Origin of the sequence: Prosthecobacter sp. (assembly GCF_044227185.1) — a bacterium.
In the GTDB taxonomy this organism is placed as follows: Bacteria; Verrucomicrobiota; Verrucomicrobiia; order Verrucomicrobiales; family Verrucomicrobiaceae; genus Prosthecobacter.
In genome coordinates this window covers 282341-305322 of record NZ_JBGAFO010000003.1, presented here as the reverse complement: position 1 = coordinate 305322, position 22982 = coordinate 282341, and the positions used below count along the sequence as shown (strand labels likewise).

At 61.5% G+C, this 22982-nt stretch carries 20 protein-coding genes; 11 read left to right on the top strand and 9 right to left on the bottom strand.

Annotation, left to right across the window (positions count from 1 at the left end; translation table 11 throughout):
• Window positions 1-16 precede the first annotated feature (16 nt).
• The 3 genes from ACILSQ_RS09040 (at window position 17) to ACILSQ_RS09030 (ending at window position 4257) form a co-directional block, all read left to right on the top strand.
• Entirely contained in the window at window positions 17-2296 is a 2280-nt protein-coding gene (locus tag ACILSQ_RS09040; RefSeq protein ID WP_395743278.1) for a TonB-dependent receptor, read from the top strand.
• A 128-nt stretch (window positions 2297-2424) separates the two neighbouring features.
• Entirely contained in the window at window positions 2425-3117 is a 693-nt protein-coding gene (locus ACILSQ_RS09035) for a Fe2+-dependent dioxygenase (RefSeq protein ID WP_395743277.1), read from the top strand.
• Between the two features lie 3 nt (window positions 3118-3120).
• Window positions 3121-4257, top strand: a complete 1137-nt coding sequence (locus ACILSQ_RS09030) for a PepSY-associated TM helix domain-containing protein (RefSeq protein ID WP_395743276.1) — start codon at window positions 3121-3123, stop codon at window positions 4255-4257.
• An 84-nt stretch (window positions 4258-4341) separates the two neighbouring features.
• Here the strand turns inward: ACILSQ_RS09030 and ACILSQ_RS09025 are convergent, their stop codons facing one another.
• The gene (locus tag ACILSQ_RS09025; RefSeq protein WP_395743275.1) at window positions 4342-5820 is read right to left on the bottom strand and encodes a sialate O-acetylesterase; all 1479 of its coding nucleotides are present in this window, start codon (window positions 5818-5820) and stop codon (window positions 4342-4344) included.
• 58 nt (window positions 5821-5878) lie between these two features.
• Between ACILSQ_RS09025 and ACILSQ_RS09020 the strand changes: the two genes are divergently transcribed.
• Window positions 5879-6682, top strand: a complete 804-nt coding sequence (locus ACILSQ_RS09020) for a hypothetical protein (protein ID WP_395743274.1) — start codon at window positions 5879-5881, stop codon at window positions 6680-6682.
• On the opposite strand, the gene ACILSQ_RS09015 is transcribed toward ACILSQ_RS09020, so the two are convergent.
• Window positions 6635-7576, bottom strand: coding sequence for a polysaccharide pyruvyl transferase family protein (locus tag ACILSQ_RS09015; RefSeq protein WP_395743273.1), 942 nt, complete (start codon window positions 7574-7576; stop codon window positions 6635-6637). The two genes, ACILSQ_RS09020 and ACILSQ_RS09015, sit on opposite strands and share 48 nt — an antisense overlap.
• 141 nt (window positions 7577-7717) lie before the next feature.
• Between ACILSQ_RS09015 and ACILSQ_RS09010 the strand changes: the two genes are divergently transcribed.
• Genes ACILSQ_RS09010 through ACILSQ_RS09000 form a run of 3 tightly spaced genes read left to right on the top strand, consistent with a single transcriptional unit; the run spans window position 7718 to window position 9120 of the window.
• Window positions 7718-8236 (top strand): hypothetical protein, encoded by a 519-nt coding sequence (locus ACILSQ_RS09010; protein ID WP_395743272.1) that lies wholly within the window; start codon window positions 7718-7720, stop codon window positions 8234-8236.
• Window positions 8237-8278: 42 nt separating this feature from the next.
• Window positions 8279-8641: an ArsR/SmtB family transcription factor gene (locus tag ACILSQ_RS09005; RefSeq protein ID WP_395743271.1), complete on the top strand. Its 363-nt coding sequence runs from the start codon at window positions 8279-8281 to the stop codon at window positions 8639-8641.
• Window positions 8638-9120 carry an SRPBCC domain-containing protein gene (locus tag ACILSQ_RS09000; RefSeq protein ID WP_395743270.1) on the top strand — a complete coding sequence of 161 codons (483 nt, stop codon included), beginning with the start codon at window positions 8638-8640 and terminating at the stop codon, window positions 9118-9120. Before ACILSQ_RS09005 ends, ACILSQ_RS09000 begins: the two co-directional genes overlap by 4 nt.
• Here ACILSQ_RS09000 and ACILSQ_RS08995 read toward each other — a convergent pair.
• From ACILSQ_RS08995 to rseP, 4 genes are all read right to left on the bottom strand, one after another.
• Window positions 9104-10393: a glycosyltransferase family 4 protein gene (locus ACILSQ_RS08995; protein ID WP_395743269.1), complete on the bottom strand. Its 1290-nt coding sequence runs from the start codon at window positions 10391-10393 to the stop codon at window positions 9104-9106. The two genes, ACILSQ_RS09000 and ACILSQ_RS08995, sit on opposite strands and share 17 nt — an antisense overlap.
• 170 nt (window positions 10394-10563) lie before the next feature.
• Window positions 10564-12180 carry a serine/threonine-protein kinase gene (locus tag ACILSQ_RS08990; RefSeq protein WP_395743268.1) on the bottom strand — a complete coding sequence of 539 codons (1617 nt, stop codon included), beginning with the start codon at window positions 12178-12180 and terminating at the stop codon, window positions 10564-10566.
• A gap of 78 nt (window positions 12181-12258) precedes the next feature.
• Window positions 12259-13428, bottom strand: a complete 1170-nt coding sequence (locus ACILSQ_RS08985) for a glycosyltransferase family 4 protein (protein ID WP_395743267.1) — start codon at window positions 13426-13428, stop codon at window positions 12259-12261.
• A gap of 15 nt (window positions 13429-13443) precedes the next feature.
• Window positions 13444-14976, bottom strand: a complete 1533-nt coding sequence (gene rseP / locus ACILSQ_RS08980) for an RIP metalloprotease RseP (RefSeq protein WP_395743266.1) — start codon at window positions 14974-14976, stop codon at window positions 13444-13446.
• 177 nt (window positions 14977-15153) lie between these two features.
• Between rseP and ACILSQ_RS08975 the strand changes: the two genes are divergently transcribed.
• On the top strand, window positions 15154-15936 hold the full coding sequence (locus tag ACILSQ_RS08975) for a hypothetical protein (RefSeq protein WP_395743265.1): 783 nt from the start codon (window positions 15154-15156) through the stop codon (window positions 15934-15936).
• Between the two features lie 144 nt (window positions 15937-16080).
• Window positions 16081-16593 (top strand): hypothetical protein, encoded by a 513-nt coding sequence (locus ACILSQ_RS08970; RefSeq protein ID WP_395743264.1) that lies wholly within the window; start codon window positions 16081-16083, stop codon window positions 16591-16593.
• 6 nt (window positions 16594-16599) lie between these two features.
• On the opposite strand, the gene ACILSQ_RS08965 is transcribed toward ACILSQ_RS08970, so the two are convergent.
• From ACILSQ_RS08965 to ACILSQ_RS08955, 3 genes are all read right to left on the bottom strand, one after another.
• On the bottom strand, window positions 16600-17061 hold the full coding sequence (locus ACILSQ_RS08965; protein ID WP_395743263.1) for a RidA family protein: 462 nt from the start codon (window positions 17059-17061) through the stop codon (window positions 16600-16602).
• A 30-nt stretch (window positions 17062-17091) separates the two neighbouring features.
• Window positions 17092-17691 (bottom strand): CDP-diacylglycerol--glycerol-3-phosphate 3-phosphatidyltransferase, encoded by a 600-nt coding sequence (gene pgsA / locus ACILSQ_RS08960; protein WP_395743262.1) that lies wholly within the window; start codon window positions 17689-17691, stop codon window positions 17092-17094.
• Between the two features lie 84 nt (window positions 17692-17775).
• Entirely contained in the window at window positions 17776-18636 is an 861-nt protein-coding gene (locus ACILSQ_RS08955) for an alpha/beta hydrolase (RefSeq protein WP_395743261.1), read from the bottom strand.
• A gap of 86 nt (window positions 18637-18722) precedes the next feature.
• Between ACILSQ_RS08955 and ACILSQ_RS08950 the strand changes: the two genes are divergently transcribed.
• A complete protein-coding gene (locus tag ACILSQ_RS08950) occupies window positions 18723-19673 on the top strand; it encodes a phosphatidate cytidylyltransferase (protein ID WP_395743260.1) in 951 nt (316 codons plus the stop codon).
• 41 nt (window positions 19674-19714) lie between these two features.
• A complete protein-coding gene (locus ACILSQ_RS08945) occupies window positions 19715-22789 on the top strand; it encodes a PSD1 and planctomycete cytochrome C domain-containing protein (RefSeq protein WP_395743259.1) in 3075 nt (1024 codons plus the stop codon).
• Window positions 22790-22982: the final 193 nt, after the last annotated feature.

Genomic DNA, 22982 nt, shown 5'->3' with positions numbered 1-22982 from the left:
TCTGACCGTCCTCTCAATGCAAAAGAAATCCTCCTCCTATTCCCGCCGCACGGCTCGCTGGGCTGGCTCCAAAACACTCTCCGCCACTTCCCTGCTGTGCGCCGCCGGCAGTCTGGGTGCCCAAACTGCCGCCCCCAACAAGCTCAAGCCCCAGATCGAAGACGTGCCCATGGAGATGCCCGAGATCGTGGTCGAAGCCGAGGGTTCCGTTTACAACCCCCAGCGCCTGCAGTCCCCCAAGTACACGGAGCCCCTGCGTGACATCCCGCAGACCATCACCGTCATTCCCAGGGCGGTCATTGAGGACCGCGGCGCCTTCAGCCTCCGGGACGTGCTGAAAAACACGCCCGGCATCTCCATGCAGGCTGGCGAAGGCGGCACCGTCTCCGGAGACAATCTCTCCATCCGCGGTTTCAGCGCGCGCAGCGACATCTACCTCGACGGTGTGCGTGACTACGCCAACTACAACCGCGACCCCTTCAACACCGAGCAGGTGGAAGTCACCAAGGGCCCCTCCTCCTCCACCGTCGGCCGCGGCTCCACCGGCGGCTCCATCAACACCGTGAGCAAGATGGCCAATCTGACCAACTCCGTCCTCACCACGGTCAGCGCCGGCACCAGCAACCTCTACCGCGGCACGATGGACGTGAACGAAAAGCTCTCCGAGCACATGGCCTTCCGCCTCAACGGCATGTACCACACCGCCGACACCCCGGGGCGTGACAACGTCTCCATGGAGCGCTACGGCATTGCCGCCTCCCTGGGCGCGGGCCTCGGCACCGACACGCGCTTCATGCTGAACTACCAGCGGCTCGAGGAGAGCAACATCCCCGACTACGGCCTGCCATGGATCCCCAACAACGGCACCTTCAGCGGCTCCGGCGCCGGACTCACCTCCTACCAGAACCAGGCGCCGCCCGGGGTGAGCTTCAATACCTTCTACGGCCTTCCGGGCGTGGACTATGAAAAGATCCAGACCGACCACTACACCGCCATCTTTGAGCACGACTTCACCAAGGACGTGCGTGTGCGCAATGTGACCCGCTACTCCCGCAGCCACCGTGACTCCGTCAGCACGGCCCCGCGTCTTCGCGACACTGACCCGACGGCCGCCATCAACTACACCACGGCGCTGAACCGCCAGCTCCAGCGGCGGCAGCAGTTCACCGAGATGTTTGGCAACCAGACCAATCTCGTCGCCAATTTCGAGACCGGCCCGATCAAGCACGCGCTGGTCACAGGCATGGAGTTTTACCTCGAGCATCAGCAGAACGCCAACGTCGCCGGCATCGCATCCGTCACTGATTTGTATAACACGGGCGTCAATCTTCCTCCCAGCGCGGTCCCTGCGCCAAATGCCCAGGACATCACCACCGCCTACCCCGGCCTCCCCGCGCCGACCGAGGCCTATCTCTACACCTGCTCCGCCTATGTCTTCGACACGATGAAGTTTGGCAAGCACTGGGAGTTCAGCGGCGGCCTGCGGTATGACCACATGTATGCGACCGTGAGCGGACCGGGTGGCACCTCTGCCGGCGGATATTCCAATGCGGATGACCTTTTCAGTTGGAAGGCCGCCATCATCTACAAGCCCGTCAAACAAGGCAGCATCTACTTCGGCTACGGCACCTCCTTCAATCCCACCATCGACGGCGCCTCCGGCGCGGGCCTGGCCCTCGTCTCCGGCACCAACACCACGACGTCCGGCCTCGACCCGGAGCACACCTCCACCTACGAGCTCGGCACCAAGTGGGACGTGCTCAAGGAGCGCCTCTCCCTGACCGCCGCCCTCTTCCGTTCCGAGAAAACCAACGCCCGCACCACTGACGCCTCCGGCATCACCACTCTGGGCGGTGACCAGCTCGTGCAGGGCATTGAATTCAGCATGACGGGCAACATCACCAAAGACTGGCAGGTCTTCGGTGGCTACGCCATCATGGAAAGCCAGACCAAGGCCTCCACCGCCGCCTCCAGCGTCGGGCAGTCCCTCTCAAACGCGCCGCCCCAGACCTTCAACCTCTGGACGACCTACAACGTCCTGGAAAAAATGCAGGTCGGCTTCGGCACCCAGTACATGGGCTCGCGCAGCAGCAGCGACTCCTCCGCGGGCTCCCGCACCGCGCCCGGCTACTGGACGATGGACGCCATGGTCAGCTACAAGTTCAATGACAAGGTCAGCCTGCGCCTGAACATCTACAATCTCGCCGATGAGCGCTACATCGGCAGCGTGGGCGGCGGCCAGTTCGTTCCCGGCCCAGGACGCTCCGCCGCTCTGACCGCCAGCATCAAATTCTAGCCCCATGCAACCCCTCTCCGCTGGACAATCTTTGTCCATCGCCCCGGTTGCCGGGCTCCCTTCTTGACCGCCGTTCCCGCCGTCGTCATTGATCCAGATTCGTCCGCCCAGCCTTCACCCACATCCTTATGCTCATCGCCATTCCCGACGTCCTCACCCCTGAGCAGGTCGCCCATGCACGCAAGCTCCTCGACGCGGCCGAGTGGGTGGATGGCAAAGGCACCGCCGGCTACCAGTCTGCCAAGGCCAAGGACAACATGCAGCTCCCGGAGGAGAGCCCTGCCGCGCGCGAGCTCGGGGAGATGATTCTCACCGCCCTGTCCAAAAACCCCCTCTTCCACGCGGCGGCACTGCCCCTGCAGATCTTCCCGCCCTTGTTCAACCGCTACTCCGGCGGCCAGTCCTTTGGCACCCACGTGGACAATGCGATACGGCAGCACCGCACGCTGCCCGTGCGCATCCGCACCGATCTCAGCGCCACCCTGTTCTTCGCCGGCCCCGAGGAGTATGACGGCGGCGAGCTCTGCATCGAGGACACCTACGGTGTGCAGCGCGTGAAGCTCCCGCCGGGCCACATGGTGCTCTACCCCTCCACCAGCCTGCACCATGTCACGCCCGTGACACGCGGCGCGCGCATCTGCTCCTTCTTCTGGCTGCAAAGCATGATACGCGATGACAGCAAAAGATCGCTTCTCTTCGATCTCGATCTCTCCATTCAGCGCCTGGGCCGCGATCTCAAAAACAACCCCGTGGCCGAGCAGACGGCCGTGCAGCTCACCGGCGTGTACCACAATCTCCTCCGCCAGTGGGTGGAAATGTAAAACGTGAAGCCCACCTTCCATCGCCTCATCTTCTGGGGTCACCTCATCGCCGGTCTGCTCGCAGGCCTGGTCATTCTCTCCATGGCCGTGACCGGCCTCATGATTTCCTTCGAGGCCCAGCTTGTCGAATGGGCCAACCGGGATCTCCGCGTCACGCCGGGCGCTGCTCATCTCGACGTCGAAGCTCTGCTTGGCAAAGTCCGCGAAGCCAAACCAGATCTGCAGCCCACCGGCATCACCTGGAAGGCAGACCCCGCAATGCCCGTCACTCTCACCGTCGGGAAAGAAGGCGTCTTTTTCGCCAATCCCTACACCGGCGAGTTCCTCGGCGAAGGCCATCGCGCCTGGCGCGACTTCTTCCACGCCGCCACCGAATGGCACCGCTTCCTCACCGCCACCGGTCTTCCCAAGGAGACGGGAAAGGCCATCACCGGCGCAGGCTGCCTCGTCTTCAGCCTGCTGCTCCTCTCCGGCATCTACCTCTGGTGGCCGCGTCAATGGCGCTGGGCCAATGTGCGTGCGGTCATTCTCTTCAATCCGCGCCTCAGAGACCGCGCCCGCAACTGGAACTGGCACAATGTTTTCGGCTTCTGGAGCGCGCTGCCGCTGCTGTGCATCATTCTCACCGGACTCATCATGTCCTACGGCTGGGCCAACAACCTGCTCTTCACCCTCACCGGTAGTGAGCCCCCGCCCCAGCGCCAGGCAGGCGGCGGCAAACGCGAAGGCGCTCCAGCCGTACCTTCCCTGACCGGTCTCGATCCTCTCCTCGCCCAGGCACGCCAGCAGAACCCCGGCTGGTCCACCCTCAGCCTGCGCATGCCGCCAAAACCCGGCGAACCCTTTCCACTCATGGTAGATCGTGGTGGCCGCGGCCAGGTGCAGCTCCGCACCATGCTCAACCTCGACGTGCCCCAGGGCAAAGTGCTCCCCAGCCCGGATGACCTCCAGCAGCAAAATCTCGGCCGCCGCCTGCGGATGTACGCCCGCTTCCTGCACACCGGCGAGCTCTTCGGCCTCCTCGGCCAAATCATCGCAGCCCTCAGCACTCTCGCCGCCTCCGTCCTCGTCTATACCGGCTTCGCCCTGGCCTTCCGCCGCTTCTTCCCCAAACGCGGCCACGTGGAGGCGGCATCATGATTTGATCCTTGTTAGGTTGGGATCATGCCCTTGCGGGATGCGAAAGTGGTGTTCCGCACTCGCAAGGGCATCCAGCCCTCGTCATCACTTCCGAAACGGCGAGGCCGGAATGCCCGCGCCGTTGAAGAGCGTGGCCTTGGGATTGTCCTTCCACGCATACCGCACATGCTTGGGCTCAGGCACCGCTTTGGATGAAACGACAACCGTCTCTCTCTCGATCTTCGCCTCCGCCGGCTGCCACTGCCCGTCCGCACCGGCGATCTCAAATTCGGCGAGGTCCCCTTTCGCGTGCAGCCCTTTCGCATGTTTGAAGGTGAGCACGAAAGCCCCGCCCTTCACCTTCGCGGAGTCAATCAGCGGGCCTGAGGTGTCGGGAACATCCTTGTGATACACCGCGCCCAGCGCCCACTGCGCCAGACGGCGGCCCACTTCCTGCTTGTTGATGGGGTGAATGTTCTTCGCCTCGCCGAGGTCCAGCGCGATGGCCATGCCGCTGTTCGGAATGGTGCTCAGCGCGTTGAGCATCTGCTCGCGCACCACTGGCCAGCCCTCACCCTCCCGGGTGAAATTCGGCAGTTGCACCCAGGCGAAGGGAAACTCGTCATCCCAGCGCGTGCGCCAGTCTTTGGCCAGCAGCGTGAGCTGCGCCTGGTAAAACGGCGGCTTGGCGCCGTTGGTGTTGGCCTCGCCCTGGTACCATATCGCGCCACGGATCGCATAGGGGATGAGCGGCGAGATCTTGCCGTTGAACAATCCGCCCACATCGCCTTTGCGCTGGCGGGTGGAGATCGGATCACGCGGCTTGCGCGGCGCGGGTTTGCCCTCGGCCTTGGCCTTCTTCACCTCCTCCTCCCACTTTTTCACCTGACGCTCGTACACCGCCTTGACCTTGGCCTCGTCAAACTCAGCCTTCTCCTTCTTCATCGCTTCAAAAAACGGCTTCAGCTCCGCGCTGGCATGCTGCGCTTCCGGACTGATCCAGGACTCGATCGGCGTGCCGCCCACGGAGGAGTTGATCAGCCCGAGCGGCTGCTTGAGCACGTCATAGACGTTGCGGCCAAAGAAATACAGCGTGGCGGAAAAGCGGCCCACCGTCTCCGGCGTGCAGATCACCCACGTGCCTTTGCCCTGCGTCTGCGCCGTGGCCGCGGAGGGGCTGCCTTCGGTGAACACCCGGATCACCGGCACAGTCGCCGCTGCCTTGCTCGCCTCGTAATCCTTCGCGCTCTGCACGTTCATCCCCATGTTTGACTGCCCGGAACCCAGCCACACCTCGCCCACCAGCACGTCGTGGATCACCTTGTCGCCAATCGTCAGCGTCTGCGGCTCAGCGTTCGTGGTGAGCGCATCCAGCTTCAGCGACCACCGGCCGTTCGCGTCCGCCTTCGCCGTCTTCTTCTGCCCGGCGATGGCGACCGCCACCTCCGCATTCGCATCCGCCGTGCCCCAGACGGGCACCGGCTTGCCGCTTTGCAGCACCATGTGGTCGGAAAAAATCGCGGGCAGCGTCACAGCGGCCTGCGCGGACAGGGAGAGAAGAAGGAGGGTGGCGAGAATCTTCATGAGGGGTTGAAATGAGAAGAACCTTGTCAACGTCAGCACCCGCCCCATTGCTTCACAAATGTCTGCCGCCCTTTTTGCCGCCGGTCTTGGAGATGTGATCCGCATTTGTTACCAGAATGCCGCCTATCGCGTCCTGAGCGAAGCCACGCATCCGGTCCCCGTGATTGTGGCTTCGCACAATCCTTTCTCGATCGAGATTTTCCGCCACCATCGCAATGCGAGGAATTTCATCCTCTACGACCTGGCTCATAAATATGAGGAGTTCCTCAACGCCGGACTCCGCGGCCCTGAGATCAGCCGTGCCTTGTGCGGCTTTGCGGGAGTCGATTATGCCAGGCTCATACGAGGCCCGGCCGGCGGGCACGTGCCTTTGTTTGACGCACCGGACAATGTCAGCTCGCAGGGACACATCGTATTCCAGCCCTTCGCTGGCAATGGATCTCACCGTTCACTGCCGTCCGATGTGATTGAAAAGACGGCGCAGGTGCTGCGCAGGCTTCCCTGCCGGGTGTTTGTGGTTACGCGCAGTTATTTCCGTCCCGGCATGAAGGGGCAGATGATTCATTCTGGGGAGGACGCGCGAAATATCGAGGGTGGCAACATTACAGTTCTCGACAATCTCACGGTGCCTGCCACACTGAATCTCATCAAGACCAGCCGCGCCTATGTGGGAAGCTGGTCCAGCCTGCAGCAGGCGGCATGGTTTGAGAACAAGCCGGTCGCGGTTTTTTACCCGGAAAATCACCACAACAGAAATCAGCCCACCGATTATGCCTTCGGCATGAGCCGCGACAACACGCTGGGGCGTGAATACTCAAGAGTGGATGCGTCCGAGCTCGCCGAGTTCCTCCAGCGTTGGTGAGCTGGGCGGGATGTGACGGCGCAGCACCTCGAAGTGGATCGCGGCGGAGCTGGTGCTTTCCTCCAGATTCTCAAAACGGATTTTGTAGGGCGCATCCTCCAGCGTGATGAACGGCACGCCGTTCGTGCGCGAGAAGACCATGCCATGATAACGCCCGGTAATGACAAACCGTGACCGCGCGATGGTTGCAAACGCGGCCTGCGGCCCTGGAGAGTCGATGATCTGCGCATGGGGAAAACGCTCCGCAGCTTCAGTCAGCAATGCTCGATTATCCACCGGCGCCCCCATGCCCAGCCAGGTCACTGACATGCCGCTGGAGGCGAACTGCCGCAGGTAGTGGTTTATCAGCGCATTGCGCGCGTTGACGACGCCCGCGGGAATCAGTGTGATGCCTCGCATGTCATCGGGTGCCCCTGCGGTTTCAGGCCGGTAGAGATACGCGGCGTCCGGTGCAAAAACCACATCCTCGCGTCCGCTGAGCTCCTGCGCGATGCTCACACAGCGGGGGGAACGGAGGGTGATGAAATGTGCCTGCTTCAGATAAAAGGCCCACGCTTGCAAATTGGAGACATCATTTTCCCCGCCGTTGAACTGAAACTGAAAGCCACAGGAGAGAAACCCCCAGGGAATGCGACGCTGGATCGCCGCGTCCATGTAAAATCTCATGCAGCGGAAATGCGGTGATTCCCTGGAATCCTCTCCTTTCTTTCCATGGTTGTAAACAATCCCACCTCCTCCCATGACAAGCATGTCCAGATCTTCCGGCAGGGCCTTTGGAAGGTCGGAATTGTAGATGATCAGCTCGTGCTCCGGCAGTTGCTGGGCAAAAACTAGAGGATAGGTGTCATCACCGACATTCCCATAACCTGACGCTCCAACGAATGCGATTTTCATGTGCCGGCATCATACCACAGGGTCCGATCATAAGGACAGCCCGATGGAGACAGAACCGCCGAAAAAACACAGGGGAGAAAAATCCGCTTGTTATATTTAACCGTTTGGTTAACTATTACTCCGGTCACAAACCGCACACCCATGAAAACCAGTCTGCTTCTCATCACCCTTTCCATCCTCTCTCCAGTACTCGCCACCTTCGCCGGAGAACCCTTCAAACCCTACACCGGTTCCCCAGAGTTTGAAAAACTCAAAACTCTTGCCGGCACCTGGCGGGCAAAGGCGGACATGGGCCAGGGTCCCATGACCGTGACAACTCAATATCGCGTCATTTCCGGCGGCAGCGCCGTCGAGGAGCGCATGTTTCCGGACACCCCCAAGGAAATGGTCACCCTCTATCATGAGAAGGATGGCAAGGTCGTGCTTACGCATTACTGCATGCTCTGCAACCGGCCCAGCATGACCCTGGTGAAGTCAGATGACAAATCCCTCTCCTTCGACCTCGTCAAGGACAGTGAAATCAAGGTGGACACGGAGAAGCACATGCACTCCGCCGTCTTCACCTTTGTGGATGCTGATCATCTGACGCAAAACTGGACGCTGTTCGAAAACGGAAAAGCTCAGCAGGACCACCCCTTCCAGTTTGAGCGCGTCAAGTAAGCCCGCTTGCCAGCCGGGCGCTCAGCATCCACCCGTTTCTCCATGAGACGCGTCCCACAGCCTCTGCTCCTTGATCTCGTTTTCGCCGCACTCTCCGATGCCACCCGGCGCGGACTGCTCTCGCGCTTGATTGAGGGAGAGGCCACGGTCGGAGCCCTCGCGGAGCCTTTGCAGATGTCCCTCCCGGCCGTCTCCAAGCATCTGCGCGTGCTCGAGGACGCAGGCCTGCTCAAGCGCCGGATCGAAGGACGCACCCATTACATCAGCGCCAATCCCAAGCCCCTCCGCGAAGCCGTAAACTGGATCGAACGCCACCGCCAGATGTGGGAAGGCAGCTTCGACAGGCTCGCCGCGCTCGTGGAGCAGCCTTCGTCAGAACGACCCGACAAATCCAAAAAGTCATGACCTCTCTATCCCCCGCGCAGTCCCTCACGCTCACCCGCCGCTTCAAGGCGCCACGCGAACGCGTCTTTGCCGCCTTCTCCAGCGCCGAAGCCATGCAGCAATGGTTTGGCTGCGGACCTCCCCATGTCATCGAATGCAGTGCGGACTTCCGTGTCGGCGGCGCCTACCGCATCAGCTCTTACAATCCGGAAACCTCCAGGGCCGTCGTGGCGGTGGGTGTTTACCTTGCGATTGTCCCGCCTTCAAAAATCACTTTCACCTGGAAGTGGGAGGACGACGAGGACTGGGCCGGCTGCGAGTCGCTCGTGACCTTCGAGTTCAAGGCCCTCGGCGATGAAACCGAGCTTCACCTCACCCAGACCGGCTTCCCGAGTGACGAAAGCTGCCAGAAGCACACCTACGGCTGGACAGGCTGCCTCGACAAACTCGATGCCGTTCTCGCCGGACTCCCAGCGCCCTCCTTCAAGCCCTGCTGCTAAACGCCCTGGCAGAAGTTCCCTGCCGCCGCTTCGTCTGGCACGGCGCGGCGGCCAGCAGCGTTTGGAATTGCCCCGCCACAGTCTCCCAGCGGAAAGACTCGTCGCGCACATGCGCCAGTCCTTCTGCGGCCAGACGAGTCCTCCCGGCTTTGCTTTGGTATAAAGCCTGCAAGGCCGCCACAAAAGGCGCCTCATCCACGAGGCTGCCGGTGGTGTTGATCTCAGGATGAATCAGCACGCGCGAGCACGGAATTTTAATCGCAGGCGTGGCCCACTCACCCAACGCCGAGGAATCGGGGACAATCTGCGGAATCCCGCAGGCCATGCCTTCCATCGTGGTTAGCCCCCAGCCTTCGCCGAGTGTCGTGGTCATCTGCACGTCGAGGCTGCTGTACACGGACTTCAGCATGCTCACATCCTGCAAATCCCGGATGTCTTCAGCACCGGTCAGGATGAGACGGTCGGCCACCTCATAATAAGCGGCCACTCGGCGCAGATCCCAGCCCGTGTCCTTTTCCGCGCAGTGCAGGAGCAGATACGCATCGGCAACGTTGCACTGTTTGATCCAGGCGGCAAAAATCTGGATGGTGAGATCCAGCCGCTTGCGCGGTTGATTGCGGTTGACGTTGCCCACAATGAAAGAGCCTGCCGGAACGTCCAGCCCCAGGGCCTTTCTGGCGGCATGCCGCTCCACCGGCTGAAACAGTTCTGTGTCGATCCCATGAGGAATGACATGACGTTTCCCCGTGAAGCCCGCCGCCATGGCGGCACGATGACCAAAGTCCGTGTACCAAACCGCGGCGTGCAGACGGTTCAGCTCAAGCATCGCTGCTGTGTCGAGATTGCCGCCATCCACAGGCATGTAACCAATGATCGGAATGCCCGCAGGCGCGATTTTGGCAAATTCCGCCACGTTCCACCAGTCGTTGTTGATGATGACCGCCCTTGGATCAAACTCGGTGCAAAGATGCTTGAAGCGGTTCATGCCCCACATGTCCCCGCCTTGCCACGCTGGCATGACGTGGTACGGCAGGTCATGGGGCACCCCCTCATAATTAACCCCTGACACGACAACTTCCCAATCATGATGCAGGTGATTCAAAACCGCGTGCGTGACAGTGGCGAAGCCGGTCGGAACCAAAACATCGCCAATCCAAAGCAGACGTTGTTTGGATGAACGGGCCGGCTTCCGCCAGCCCCTTGTCCGCACCTCGGGCACCTGGATCCCGAGCGGGGTTGCTGCGGCAGTCACACCGCTGGCCATCACAGCCATGGACCTGGGAAAACGAGGGATGGCTTCCGTCTTGGTCACCGGCTTTGATTTCGTCCTCGTCGTGTTTTTTTTCTGCAGCCCCCCCGGGGTGCATCTAGCTTGCTGGCTTGCAGGTGCTCCATGGTTGTCTTGACGGCGGATCTTGGAAAGCGTGCTCATATCTGGTCTTGCTATGGTTTATCGTCGTAGTCCAAAATTTTACATTCAGGCATTAAAGTTGCCAGTTTTTCTACCACAGTGTTTTCTACCGGCATGCGATCTTTACTCACACGCAGGGCTCGGAGAGATTTGCACGCCACCAGATGCTCAATCGCCTCATCCGTTACAAGAGGGGTCCAGGAAAGATCCAGTTTGGTGAGCTTCGGAATGGACGCGAGATAAGCGAGCGCCCCCACCTGCACCTTCATGCCGCGCAGGCAAAGGTTGGATACCGTTCCTGCTTCGTGAGCAAGCTGGGTCAGCTCCTTCAGTTCCTCGTCCTTCTTGAGGGGCACTTTGCTCAGCGACACCCGCCAGACCGTAAACGCCCCTGGAGGCAGATCGGTCATGTATGCAATGTCGGCGCTTCCCCCCATCCGCTCCTGAGGGTGGGCGGCGGTCTTCACATTCAGGAAACCCTCATGTGCAAAGACCCATTCAGCCAGCCTTATCTGCTCAGGTGCCGCCGGCCCCTGAGTTTGAGTGGCAGGCTCCTCCGATTGATGAAAAGACACATCATTGCTCTGTTCGGCCTTCTGCCAGCCTCCTCGCATTGTCACAGCGGCTGTTCCGGCCAGAAATATCACCACGCCAGCGATCCAGACCAGCCTGCGCTTCGCCCCCACCGACAGCGGTTGTGGCATCCGAACCGTGTCCGCACTGGTGGGTATTCTCTCCGCCCCGCCCGCGGCGCTCATGGGATCCGTCCGCGATGGCCGCCGGAAGTTTTTCCAGTTGCCGCTGTTTTGAAAAAGCTTCTCCAGCACCTGCGTCATGTCCCTCACCTGCTGGTAGCGCTTCTCGGGGTTGTTCTGCATCGCCTTGCTGACCACCGCGTCGATGCCCTTGTCCGCTCCGGAGCGGATCGAGGGCGGCTCCCACACTCCCTTCGGCACATGTCCCGTGAAGAGCTCATAAATCATCACCCCGAGCGAGTAGATGTCCGCGCGGTGGTCGATGTTCCTGCTCTGATCCAGCGCCTCCGGCGCGATGTAGTCCGGCGTTCCGATCGTCACGCCCGTGGCCGTGAAATCCACGGACTGCGGCCCCACCACCTTCGCCAGCCCAAAATCCGCGACCTTCACATTGCCACGCTCATCGATCAGGATGTTCGCCGGCTTGATGTCACGGTGCACGATGCCGTGCTCATGGGCATACTGCAGCGCCTCGCAGACCTGGGTGATGATCTTGAGGATCTGCCGGGGCTCCGGCGGATCGCGCCTGAGCAGATGCTGCAGATCCATGCCGGAGACGAACTCCATGGCGTAGTACATCTGGCCGTCGGCGGTCTCACCAAAGTCATGCACCGAGATGATGTACGGGTGATTCAGCAGCGCCAGCGCCTGGGCCTCCCGCTTGAAGCGTTCCGCAAAGCTCTCCTTGTTCCGGTGCACCTGCGGCAGCAGTTTCACGGCCACCGTCCGGTTCAGGCTTTTTTGCACCGCCTTGTACACCGCTCCCATGCCGCCACGCTCGATGAACTCCAGGAATTTGTATCCCGTGATCAGCTCGTCCAGTTCCGCCGTCGAGGGCGGAATGAATGGCTCGAACTGAATGGCGTCCACCCCATTGTCATTCGCCGGCTGCATGCATCTGATATAAGAACATGACGCCAGTTTTAGCAAGGCGTCAGCTTTCCCTGCCCAAAATAATCATTAGAAAACTCTTCAAGCCGCCTGGTATGCCGCCAGCAGTTGTTCCACGCTGCGCTCCCAGTTCAGTTCTCGCGTCAGCCGCTCATGTCCGGCGGCTCCCAGCTTCTCGCGGCGGGCGTCGTCATCCAGCAGCGCCAGGATGGCATCCCCCAGTTTCTCGGCGGAATTCTCCATGACGTACACCGCGCTCTCCCCGGCGGAGTAGCGCCCTTCCACCGTGCCAAACATCACCATCGGCCTGCCAAAGGCCATGTACTCCAGCACCTTGTTCATCGTGCAGTGGTCGTTGTAGGCGTTGATCGGATCGCAGGCCACGCCAAGGTCAATCGTGCGGAGCGCGCGGCACAGAAACTCATCGCTCACGCGCCCGGGCATGCTGATGAAATCCGTCAGCCCCAGACGATCCCGCAAAGCCAGCAGGTCCGCATGCTCCGGCCCCGAGCCCATGAGCAGGAACTGCACATCGCTTCGCCCGCGCGTTTTCACGATGTGTTCAGCCGCATGCACCAGATAGTCCACTCCGTCGGCATTGCCCATGACACCCACGTAGCCCACCAGGTGCTTTCTCCCGGCGCGCAGCGTTTCGTCCGGGCTCGCCGCCGTGTTCATCCGGCTGGGCGCCGTGCGCACCACGTAGGCCTGGTCATCGCGCAGCCTGCCGCGCTGCTTCACCGCGCCCAGCACGCTCCGGTTCGTGGCGATCACCACATCCGCCAGCGCCAGCGTGCAGCGCTCAGCCAGGCGCACCGCCCAGTACAGCAGCCCGCGCCGGCCAAACTTCGCCTCAAACATTTCCGGCCACAGGTCATGCACATCAAAGATGACTTTGACGCCGCCCAGCAGCTTGAACGGCAGCGCCACCAGAAAGAGCAGATCCGGCGGGTTGCACAGATGAATCACATCAAAGCCCCCGCGCCGCCAGGCTTTCACCGCGCACCCAAACTCGCCCCACAGGGCGGAGGCATACTCCGTGATGAACCCTCCCAGAGACCCCGCCTCCCCGCTGATCCAGTGACGGTAGATTTGGATCCCTTCCAGCACCTCCTCCGCCTGCGTGTAGCCCCGCATCTGCGGGCAGATCACCGTCACCTCATGGCCGCCGTCCCGCAGCGCACAGGCCTCCTGCCACACCCGCCGGTCGAAAGGAACAGGCAGGTTCTCAACGAGGATCAGGACGCGCATAAGCAGCAGCGGAGGTTACGCTCCGGGAGCGGCCCGCTTCTCCTTCGGCAGCCACTCGATTTTCAGCTCCTTCTCCTTGCTGCCACCGCCAAAGATGTCGCCGGTGTCCTTGAAGGTGACAAAAATGAGAAAGCCAAACAGCATCAGCGCACAGGCGGTCTGAACGTATTCGAGAACCCGGCCCTGCGGCGGCTTGCGGCGCAGCGCCTCGGCAATGGCCATGGTGATGTGCCCGCCATCCAGCACCGGGAAGGGCATCATGTTTAGAATCGCCAGGTTGATGTTGAACACGACGCTGAACCACAGCACCAGCCGCCAGCCGTCCGGGTGTTCGAACAGCTTGTAGTACAGACGACCCACACCCACCGGGCCGCTCATGTGCGCTGGGCTGAGGTCGGACTTCGGTGAAACGAGCTTGGAAACCAGGTTGCCCATGTGCCGCACCGCGTCGCTGATCTGCTCCCACGGCGCGATGGTGGTGGGCGTGCGTTTGCCCTCCTGGTCCCAGACAATGCCGACCATGGGGTATTCCTTATGATCCTCGGTGACCTCCTTGAGATTGTTCTTGTCCGGAATGCGCGGCAGGATGGGGATCTGAATGACTTTCTTCTCTGTTTCGTTCACCATGCGTTCGACATCCAGCATAATGGTCTTGCCCGCGTTTTCTTTGATGTAGTCACCCAGGTCTCCCATGCTGCGCAGCGGTTTGCCATCAGCACGCAGCACCAGATCATTGGGTTTGAGGCCCGCCTCGTCGGCCGGGCTGTCCTTGTTAACTTTCCCCACCATCGGAGTCATCTGGCCTTCCAGGCCCACGGACCGCAGTTCAGGCCGCTTGAAGAGGGAGCGCCACCAGGAGACCGGCTCCTCCTTTTTCTTTTCATCTTTTTTCGCCCAGGCCTTGGGATCGACGTCAAATTTCAGCACACCCTGGCCCGGGCGCTCCACTTCAAAGGCAATCGTGTCTCCCTCGCTCGCCACCACACCCCAGCGTACGCTGTCCACCAGCCCTTCAAAGCGCTTCACCGGCTGGCCGTCCACCTTCAAAATCTTGTCCCCCGGCAGGATGCCCGCTGCCTTGGCCGGACTGTCCTTCGCCACATAGCCCACAATTGAAGTCGTATGCCCCTCGCTCTCCGGCTTGCCCACGATCCACACCGCCACGGCGAAGGCACAGGCCAGCATGAAGCTGAACAGCGGCCCCGCAAACGCCACGATCGCCTTGTCCAGCGGCGTGATGGGCGGCAGCACTTCCTTGCTCGACTCCCCTTCCAGCCCGCCCATCGGCGCCATCTGCGGCAGCGCCACAAATCCGCCCGCGGGAATGCTGCCCAGACCGTACTCCACTCCATTGATCGTCTTCTTCCACAGCGGCTTGCCAAACCAGATGTAGAACTTCTCCACCTTCAGCCCCCGCCAGCGCGCCGCCAGGAAATGCCCCCACTCATGAACAACGATCATGAGGTTGAAAACGAAGATCACCTCCAGGATGAGGATGGTGAAACGAAGGATTTCACCAAAGGTGCCGAGTGAGGAGAGCCATGCCATAAAGAAAAAGGAGATGTCGCGTAAAGCCCGGCGTCATTGCCGGAGCCGTCGAAAGACCAGACGGGAAAACTAACATCCCCCCATCATCGGCGCAAATGTTGCGGGGAAGTTTGTGTTGGGGGCAAAATGTGAAATATTTGCCATCTTTCACTCTCAGACGTATTCCGACACTGTTCCATGATGTTGATCCGTACCATCCTTCTCCTCCTTGTCCCCTGGGGTATGATCTCATGCCGCTCTGCCAAAAGCGTGGTCGCCGCCGTCAATGTCAAGCCCACTGCCTTCCTTCCACACGCCAAGGAGCTAAGAGAAGACCGTAAACGCTCCCCCTTTCTCGGCAACTGGTGGACCACCGACAGGCAGGTGCTGAAGGCTGCTGAGTCGGTAAAGTCCATCTACATCGCTCCCGTGGTCTCTGATGAGCTGCGGGCCATGAGTCAAAAATTTGCGCGCATGGAGTTCAGCCAGAAACGCCATGATTCCAAGGTGAAGAGCCTGATGACCTACACGCACGATAGATTTGTGAAGGCTTTCAAGGCGAACAAAAAATCACGCTACACCGTCGTGGACGCTCCTTCCAAGGACGCCATGACATTAAAGCTCTCGATCATCGAATGGGAGCCCAACACCCTCTCGGGATTGGTGGTGCGGGAAGCGCTGGATATGGCGATCCCGGTGCCTTTCACGCCCGTGGGAAGCCTGCTTGGGAAATCGGCGCGTCCCACCATCGCCATTCAAGGAGTCTTGACAGAGCCGAAGACCGGCAAATCCTTCTTCGAGTTTGCTGACAAGGAGGAAACTCGTCTGGCGGTGCTCCTTTTCTTTCCCAATGAACTGTTTCCCACCGGCCAGGCCAAGTATGCCATTCGTGAATGGGCCTCGCAGTTTGAAAAGCTCATGAGCACGCCGCCTGACAAGCAGATCCGCGACAGCCTTCCCATCCAGCTCATGGAATTCTAACTTTACCGAAGTTTTTCACAGCGGCGATCTTGTAAAATTCAGAACCACTCCAGCCGAGCGAAATTATACCCGTTCGACTCCCGGGTTTAGTCGTTGCCAGACGGGCGGAGTCCATGCGCTAATCCAGCGGAACTCCCGCTCGCCATGTCCTCGCCCTCTCTTCGCCCCCTTGCGCTTCTTCTCGTCGCCGCATCGTTTGCCCTCACTGCCTGCAGGTATCCCGACCACGCCTATGCCTACGATGACCTGGGCAGGCCCGTCGGTCGCGGCATCTTCCGGCCCGCCAGCACCACCGCCTACAGCCCGCTGGGAGCGGCGGCCAGCAGCGTGCTGGGTTCCAACCGTGACCATTATTACTACGTCATCAGCGGCTCGAATGCCGGCACGCGCTACTACTCGGCCCGTCCATACTACGGCACCGGCGCGCGCCCCGGTTACGGCAGCCCTGCCAGACGCCTGCCCATCTACCGCGTGACGTATGAGCGGCATCCATACTACTCGAATCCGCTCTACAGCAGCCCCTATTACAGCCGCAGCCCCACGTACTACGGCAGCTACAATCACCGTCCTTGGGGCGGCGGTTACGGCTTTGGCCAGCCCTACAGCCAGCCCCTGAACTGGGGCACCGGACTGGCCCTCGGCTCCCGCTGGTTCTGAACTCGCTTATTGCAGCTCGAAGATGCCCTCGATCTCCACGGCGATGTTGCCCGGCAGAGATCCCATGCCCACCGCGCTGCGCGCGCCGATGCCGCAGTCCTCGCCCCAGATCTGCGCAAACAGCTCGCTGCAGCCGTTGATCACCTTCGGATGATCCGCAAAGTCCGGCGCGCTGTTCACCATGCCCAGCAGCTTCACCACCCGCTTCACGCGGTCCAGGCTTCCCAGCTCGCTCTTCAGCGTGGCCAGCAGCGCCAGCGCAGTCTGCTTTGCCGCCGCCTTCCCTGCCTCCAGGTCCAGGCCCGCGCCCACGCGGCCCGTGAGGTATTTCCCATCGCCAAGATAAGGCCCGTGACCGGACACGTAGGCGATGTTTCCGACGATCACCACCGGCTTGTAAACCCCTCCGCGTGGCGGAGCGGCAGGCAGTGTGAGTCCCAGGGCGGTGAGTTGTTGTTCGGCGTTCATGGCAGGTCGGGTCGTGCGGGTGGAATTCGCTCAGGCATCGTTAAACAGGTGCCGGTTCTTCCAAAAGTAGCTGAATCCGGACACCAAAGTCAGCAAGGTGGTGAAATAGACGACGGCCGCGGCCACGATCCGCTCTGTGCCGGGGTTCGCCGTGAAGACCGGATGCATGAAGCCCCAGATCGGCTCGTTCGAAGCCTGGCGCATCATGAAATAAATCACCGTCAGGATCTGCCACAGCATCTTGTGCTTCCCCAGCCTCTCCGCCGCCAGCACCGCCCCCTGCCCCGCCGCCACCAGCCGGATGCCCGTCACAAAAAACTCCCGCGCCAGAATCACGATCGTGATCCACGCCGGCATCCGCGCCGCCTCGGGGATGTTCTGATCCGCCGACAGCAGCACAAACGCCGCCGCGATGAGGATCTTGTCCGCCAGCGGGTCAAACAGCTTGCCGAAATTGGTCACGATGTTCCGCGCCCGCGCGATCTTGCCGTCAAAATAATCCGTAATCGACGCCGCGCCGAAAACCAGCAGCGCCACGGACACCGTGTTCGCCCAGGGAATGTAAAAACACACCACAAACACCGCCGTCAGGATCAGGCGTGAGAGGGTCAGTTTGTTCGGCAGGTTCATGAGTCGGCTGGTTCCTCTGTGTAGCGACGGAATCCCCCCGCTGTCAATGACGGTCCTGCAACGAAACCACTTTGCCCCGTCGGCTCACGCCCCCGGCGGCTTTTCCAGCGTAGGCTCCCCCTTCAGCCACCCCAGCGAGGTCAGAAACTTGTCCGTGGCCAGCAGCGTCTCGTAGTAGAACTTCATCTTCCCCTTCCCGCCGGCATTAAAAAATCCGTGCCCCTGCCCCTCGTAGAACACCGCCTCGCAGCGCACGCCCGCCTTCTCCATCCCCGCCTTGAAGCGCTCCACCACCGCCACCGGGATCAGCTTGTCCTGCGTCCCCAGAAATACAATCGCCGGCGGATCATCCGCGCTGATGTTGTGCGCCGGTGAGTACTTCTTGTAGTGCTCCCCCACCCGGCTGTAGCCCCAGCCTTGGTCCGGCCCGTTGTCGAACACCGGATTGAACAGCGCCAGCGCATTCGCCTTCGGCGAAATTTTGAGGTCATCCTGCGGATCATCCAGCCCCTCCACCATCCCCACAAACGCCGCCAGATGCCCGCCCGCGCTGCCCCCGCCCGCCCCGATCCGCTTCGGATCAATCCCCAGCTCCCCCGCATGCCCGCGCACCCAGCGCATCGCCGACTTCGCATCATGCACACAGTCAATCGGCGGCCCCTCATCCCCCTTCTGGATCAGCCGGTACTCCACCTGCACGCACACCATCCCCCGCGTCGCCAGGTACTCGCTGTGCTGCGTAAACTGCACCGGCTTCCCGCCCACCCAGCCGCCCCCATGGAAAAACACCATCGCCGGCCGCTGATCCGATGCCTTCCAGTCCGGCGGATTCACAATCGTCAGCCTCAGCTCCCGCTCCCCCGCCTTCTTATAGACATGCGTGATCGGTTCGGCTGCAGGCAGCGGAACGGTCAGCAACAGCAGGCAGAAAAGGAGGCGGGGCATCACATTCAGATTCATGGCCGCTCTAACGTGGCTGACGAAAGCAGTTTGCAAAAGAAACGGAATGGCGGTCAATCCATCTCATCGGTATGAAAATCCTCTCCGACCCGGCGCTCCTCTACCTCCTCGGCGGCACCCTCGGCCTCCTTATCTTCGCCTCCGTGGCCGGATGGGTGCTCGCGAAACGCGCCACAACGGATGCCGCCAGAGTCACCGTCGCAAACCTCAATGCCCGCACCAAGGCCTGGTGGAGCATGGTCGCGGTATTTGCCGGTGCGCTCATGATCGGCCCCGTGGGTACAGCCGTGATGTTCTGCTTCAGCTCCTTCATGGCCCTGCGTGAATTCATCACCCTCACGCCCACAAAACCGGCGGACCACCGCACGCTCTTCTGGGTCTTCTTCATCATCACTCCGCTGCACTACTATTTCCTGGCCACGCAGTGGTACATCATGTTCCTCATCCTCATTCCGGTTTACGCTTTCCTCTTCGTGCCCATGCGTTCCGCTCTCGCCGGCGACTGCGACCGCTTCCTGGAGCGCACCTCCAAAATCCAGTGGGGCCTCATGATCTGCGTCTATTGCATCAGCTATGCGCCCGCCATCCTCTGGGTGGAACTTCCAAATTGGCCGGACAATCGCGCCAAGCTCCTCTTCTGGTTCATCACCGTCGTCGAGATGAGCGATGTCATGCAGTACGTCTGGGGCAAAACCTGCGGCAAACACAAGATCGCCCCCACCGTCAGCCCCGGCAAAACCTGGGAGGGCTTCGTCGGCGGAGGGCTGACCACCGTGGCCCTCGGCGCCGCATTATGGTGGGCCACGCCCTTTTCTCCGCTGCAGGCCGCCGTCATGGCGGCGCTCGTCGTGTTCATGGGCTTCTTCGGCGGACTCGTCATGTCGGCCATCAAGCGCGACCGCGGCGTCAAAGACTGGGGCGGTGCCATCGCCGGACACGGCGGTTTCATGGACCGGCTGGATTCGCTGGCCTTCGCCGCGCCGGTCTTTTTCCACGCCACGGGCTATTTCTTTGGCCGCTGAAGCCGGAAAGCCCGAGGGCGTGAGTTTCGTACTCAGTCCCCATGCTTTTTCGCGCCTTTCTCGTTTCCGCCACCCTCACCGCCACCGCCTCCGCGGCAGGGAAGCTCGACTTCAACCGCGACATCCGCCCCATCCTCAGCGACAACTGCTTCGCCTGCCACGGTTTCGACGCCAAGAAGCGCAAGGCCGATCTCCGCCTCGACATCCCCGAGGTCGCCTACAAGGCCATCGAGGGCGTCTTCCCCATCAAGCCCGGCAGTCCCAAGGACAGCTCCATCATCCAGCGCATCCTGACGCAGGACAAGGACGAGGTCATGCCCCCGCCGGAGTCCAACAAGCACATCACCCCGGCCCAGGTGGAAATTCTGCAGCGCTGGATCCAGGAAGGTGCGGAATACAAAAAGCACTGGAGCTTTGAGCCCGCCGTCAAAACCGCCCCGCCACAAGTCAAAGGCGGCACCATCCGCAATCCCATCGATGCCTTCATCCAGGCCCGCCTCGCTGAAGAAAAACTCTCGCCTCAACCCGAAGCCTCCAAGGAAACCCTCATCCGCCGCGTCACGCTCGATCTCACCGGCCTGCCTCCCACCCTCGCCGAGATCGATGCCTTCCTCGCCGACACCAGCCCGGACGCGTATGAGAAAGTCGTCTCCCGCCTGCTGAAGTCCGAACGCTACGGCGAGCACATGGGCCGCTACTGGCTCGATGCCGCACGCTACGCCGACACCCACGGCCTCCACCTCGACAACGAGCGCAGCATGTGGCCCTACCGCGACTGGGTCGTGCGCGCCTTCAATGCCAACCTCCCCTACGACCAGTTCACCCTCTGGCAGCTCGCTGGCGATCTCCTGCCCAATGCCACCGTGGAGCAGCAGATCGCCTCCGGCTTCAACCGCTGCAACGTCACCACCAGCGAAGGCGGCAGCATCCAGGAGGAGTTCATCTTCCGCTATGCCGTGGATCGCGCCGACTCCACCGTCGCCGTGTGGATGGGCCTCACCGCCGGCTGCGCCGTCTGCCACGATCACAAGTTCGACCCCATCTCGCAGAAGGAGTTTTACTCCCTCTACGCCTTCTTCAACAGCGCCGCCGATCCCGCCATGGATGGCAATATCCTCCTCACGCCGCCCATCCTCCGCCTCAGCACCGCCGAGCAGAAAAAGCAGATCGCAGAGCTCGATCAAAACATCGCCGCCGCTCAGTCTAAAATCCGCGCCGCCATCCAGACCCTGAACTACGTCGATCCTGCCACACAGACCCCGGCGCCGCCCGTGCAGACCAGCGAACTCGTCTGGTTTGAAGACGCCTTCCCCGTGAAGGCGGACTTCTCCGGCGAGCCTACACAAATCATCACCAAGGACAAAGGCCCCGTCTTCAGCGGCAGTGCCGCCCTCAAGCGCACAGCCACCGGCGTCGCGCAGGACTTCTTCGCCAATGGCACCAAGTATGACATCCCGCCAAACGGCAAGATCAGCGTGCAGTGCTACATCGATCCCGCCAACCCGCCCAAGGCCATCATGCTCCAGTTCCACACCGCCGGCTGGAATCACCGCGCTGTCTGGGGTCAGGAAGGCGCCATCCCCTTCGGCCAGGTGCGCACGCCTGAAAAAGTGCAGATGGGCGAACTGCCCAAGGCCGGCGAATGGGTGAAGCTCGAAGTCCCCGCGGAGCGCCTCGGCCTCAAGCCCGGCATCAAGGTCAGCGGCTACGCCTTCACGCAGTTCGGCGGCACCGTCTATTGGGACCGCCTGGCCATGACCTCACGCGTGGATCCCGCCAAAGATGCGCAGTGGTCCTGGAGCCAGTGGATCACCAAAAACCAGGGCAAGCGCGTGGCCGAACTGCCCAACGACCTCCAAACCCTCGTGCGTGGCAAGAAGCCCGCCGAGTGGCCCGAGAAGGACGCCAAGCGTCTCAAGGACTGGTGGTTCGAAAACGAGTACCAGGGTGCGCGCTCCCTCGTCGAAGGCGCCCGTGCCGAGAAGCTCGCCCTGGAGTCCAAAAGGAAGACGCTGGACGACGTCATCCCCGCCACCTTCATCATGGCTGACCTCCCTGAGAAACGCGAAAGCTTCGTCATGGACCGCGGCCAGTACGACAAGCCCAAGGACAAAGTCACCCGCAACACCCCCGCCATCTTTCCACCCCTCCCCCCGCAGGCCGACTACACGCGCCTCGATCTCGCCAAATGGCTCGTCAGCCCGCAGCATCCGCTCACCGCGCGCGTGCAGGTCAACCGCCTCTGGCAGCAGTTCTTCGGCATCGGTTTGGTAAAAACCAGCAACGACTTCGGTTCTCAAGGCGAACCTCCAAGCCACCCCGAACTCCTCGACTGGCTCGCCGTCACCTTCCGCGAAAACGGCTGGGACATGAAGGCCTTCGTCACCATGCTCGTCACCTCCCACACCTACCGGCAGAACGCGCAGTGCTCCGACCTGGTGATGCAGAAAGATCCGGAGAACCGCCTGCTGGCACGCGGCCCGCGCTTCCGCCTCGATGCCGAAGCCGTGCGCGATCAGGCCCTCTTCGTCTCCGGCCTGCTCAGTCCCAAAATCGGTGGCAAAGGCGTGAAGCCCTACCAGCCCGAGAACATCTGGGAGCCCGTCGGCTTCGGCGGCAGCAACACCCGCAACTACATCCAGGACCACGGCGAATCCCTCTACCGCCGCAGCCTCTACACCTTCTGGAAGCGCACCGCCCCGCCCCCCAACATGACCTCCTTTGATGCGCCCAACCGCGAGAGCTACTGTCTGCGCCGCGAGCGCAGCAACACCCCGCTGCAGGCGCTCACCCTCATGAACGACATCCAGTTCTTCGAGGCCGCGCGCAACTTCGCCCAGCACGTCATGCAGTCCCAAAGCGGCACCGACGCCCGCATCACCGCCCTCTTCCGCACCGCCGCCGGCCGCTACCCCAGCGCCCAGGAGGCCGAGATCATCCGCCAGTCCTTCGAGAAAGAACTCGCCTCCTACACCGCCAAACCCGAAGAGGCCAAAAAAGCCATCACCTACGGCGAATCCAAGCCCGACGAAAAACTCCCCCCCGCCGAACTCGCCGCCTGGACCATGATTGCCAATCTCGTCCTCAACCTCGACGAAGTCGTCACCAAGGGCTGACCAACGCTCGCAGAGAGCACGCCATCTTCCGCCCGGTCTCGCCACTTCAAAAATCAACAATCGATTGCTCATCAACGCGTTCTCCGAAGCTCGCAGAGCGAAGGATGAATCGTCAATCGCGCGCACCCACAGTGCTCTTGTCCCATAGCACAGCAGACCAATCCTTCGCCGCTCATTACCACGATCCGTTAAA

Bases quoted from the DNA above. Each gene is read 5' to 3' on its own strand.
- ACILSQ_RS08975 (WP_395743265.1), top strand. From the start codon at position 15,154: ATGATGTTGATCCGTACCATCCTTCTCCTCCTTGTCCCCTGGGGTATG.
- ACILSQ_RS08955 (WP_395743261.1), bottom strand. From the start codon at position 18,636: ATGCCCCGCCTCCTTTTCTGCCTGCTGTTGCTGACCGTTCCGCTGCCT.
- ACILSQ_RS08965 (WP_395743263.1), bottom strand. From the start codon at position 17,061: ATGAACGCCGAACAACAACTCACCGCCCTGGGACTCACACTGCCTGCC.
- ACILSQ_RS08995 (WP_395743269.1), bottom strand. From the start codon at position 10,393: ATGGCTGTGATGGCCAGCGGTGTGACTGCCGCAGCAACCCCGCTCGGG.
- ACILSQ_RS08970 (WP_395743264.1), top strand. From the start codon at position 16,081: ATGTCCTCGCCCTCTCTTCGCCCCCTTGCGCTTCTTCTCGTCGCCGCA.
- ACILSQ_RS08945 (WP_395743259.1), top strand. From the start codon at position 19,715: ATGCTTTTTCGCGCCTTTCTCGTTTCCGCCACCCTCACCGCCACCGCC.
- pgsA (WP_395743262.1), bottom strand. From the start codon at position 17,691: ATGAACCTGCCGAACAAACTGACCCTCTCACGCCTGATCCTGACGGCG.
- ACILSQ_RS09010 (WP_395743272.1), top strand. From the start codon at position 7,718: ATGAAAACCAGTCTGCTTCTCATCACCCTTTCCATCCTCTCTCCAGTA.
- ACILSQ_RS09035 (WP_395743277.1), top strand. From the start codon at position 2,425: ATGCTCATCGCCATTCCCGACGTCCTCACCCCTGAGCAGGTCGCCCAT.
- ACILSQ_RS08990 (WP_395743268.1), bottom strand. From the start codon at position 12,180: ATGCAGCCGGCGAATGACAATGGGGTGGACGCCATTCAGTTCGAGCCA.
- ACILSQ_RS08950 (WP_395743260.1), top strand. From the start codon at position 18,723: ATGAAAATCCTCTCCGACCCGGCGCTCCTCTACCTCCTCGGCGGCACC.
- ACILSQ_RS08985 (WP_395743267.1), bottom strand. From the start codon at position 13,428: ATGCGCGTCCTGATCCTCGTTGAGAACCTGCCTGTTCCTTTCGACCGG.
- ACILSQ_RS09020 (WP_395743274.1), top strand. From the start codon at position 5,879: ATGTCTGCCGCCCTTTTTGCCGCCGGTCTTGGAGATGTGATCCGCATT.
- rseP (WP_395743266.1), bottom strand. From the start codon at position 14,976: ATGGCATGGCTCTCCTCACTCGGCACCTTTGGTGAAATCCTTCGTTTC.
- ACILSQ_RS09005 (WP_395743271.1), top strand. From the start codon at position 8,279: ATGAGACGCGTCCCACAGCCTCTGCTCCTTGATCTCGTTTTCGCCGCA.
- ACILSQ_RS09040 (WP_395743278.1), top strand. From the start codon at position 17: ATGCAAAAGAAATCCTCCTCCTATTCCCGCCGCACGGCTCGCTGGGCT.
- ACILSQ_RS09000 (WP_395743270.1), top strand. From the start codon at position 8,638: ATGACCTCTCTATCCCCCGCGCAGTCCCTCACGCTCACCCGCCGCTTC.
- ACILSQ_RS09015 (WP_395743273.1), bottom strand. From the start codon at position 7,576: ATGAAAATCGCATTCGTTGGAGCGTCAGGTTATGGGAATGTCGGTGAT.
- ACILSQ_RS09025 (WP_395743275.1), bottom strand. From the start codon at position 5,820: ATGAAGATTCTCGCCACCCTCCTTCTTCTCTCCCTGTCCGCGCAGGCC.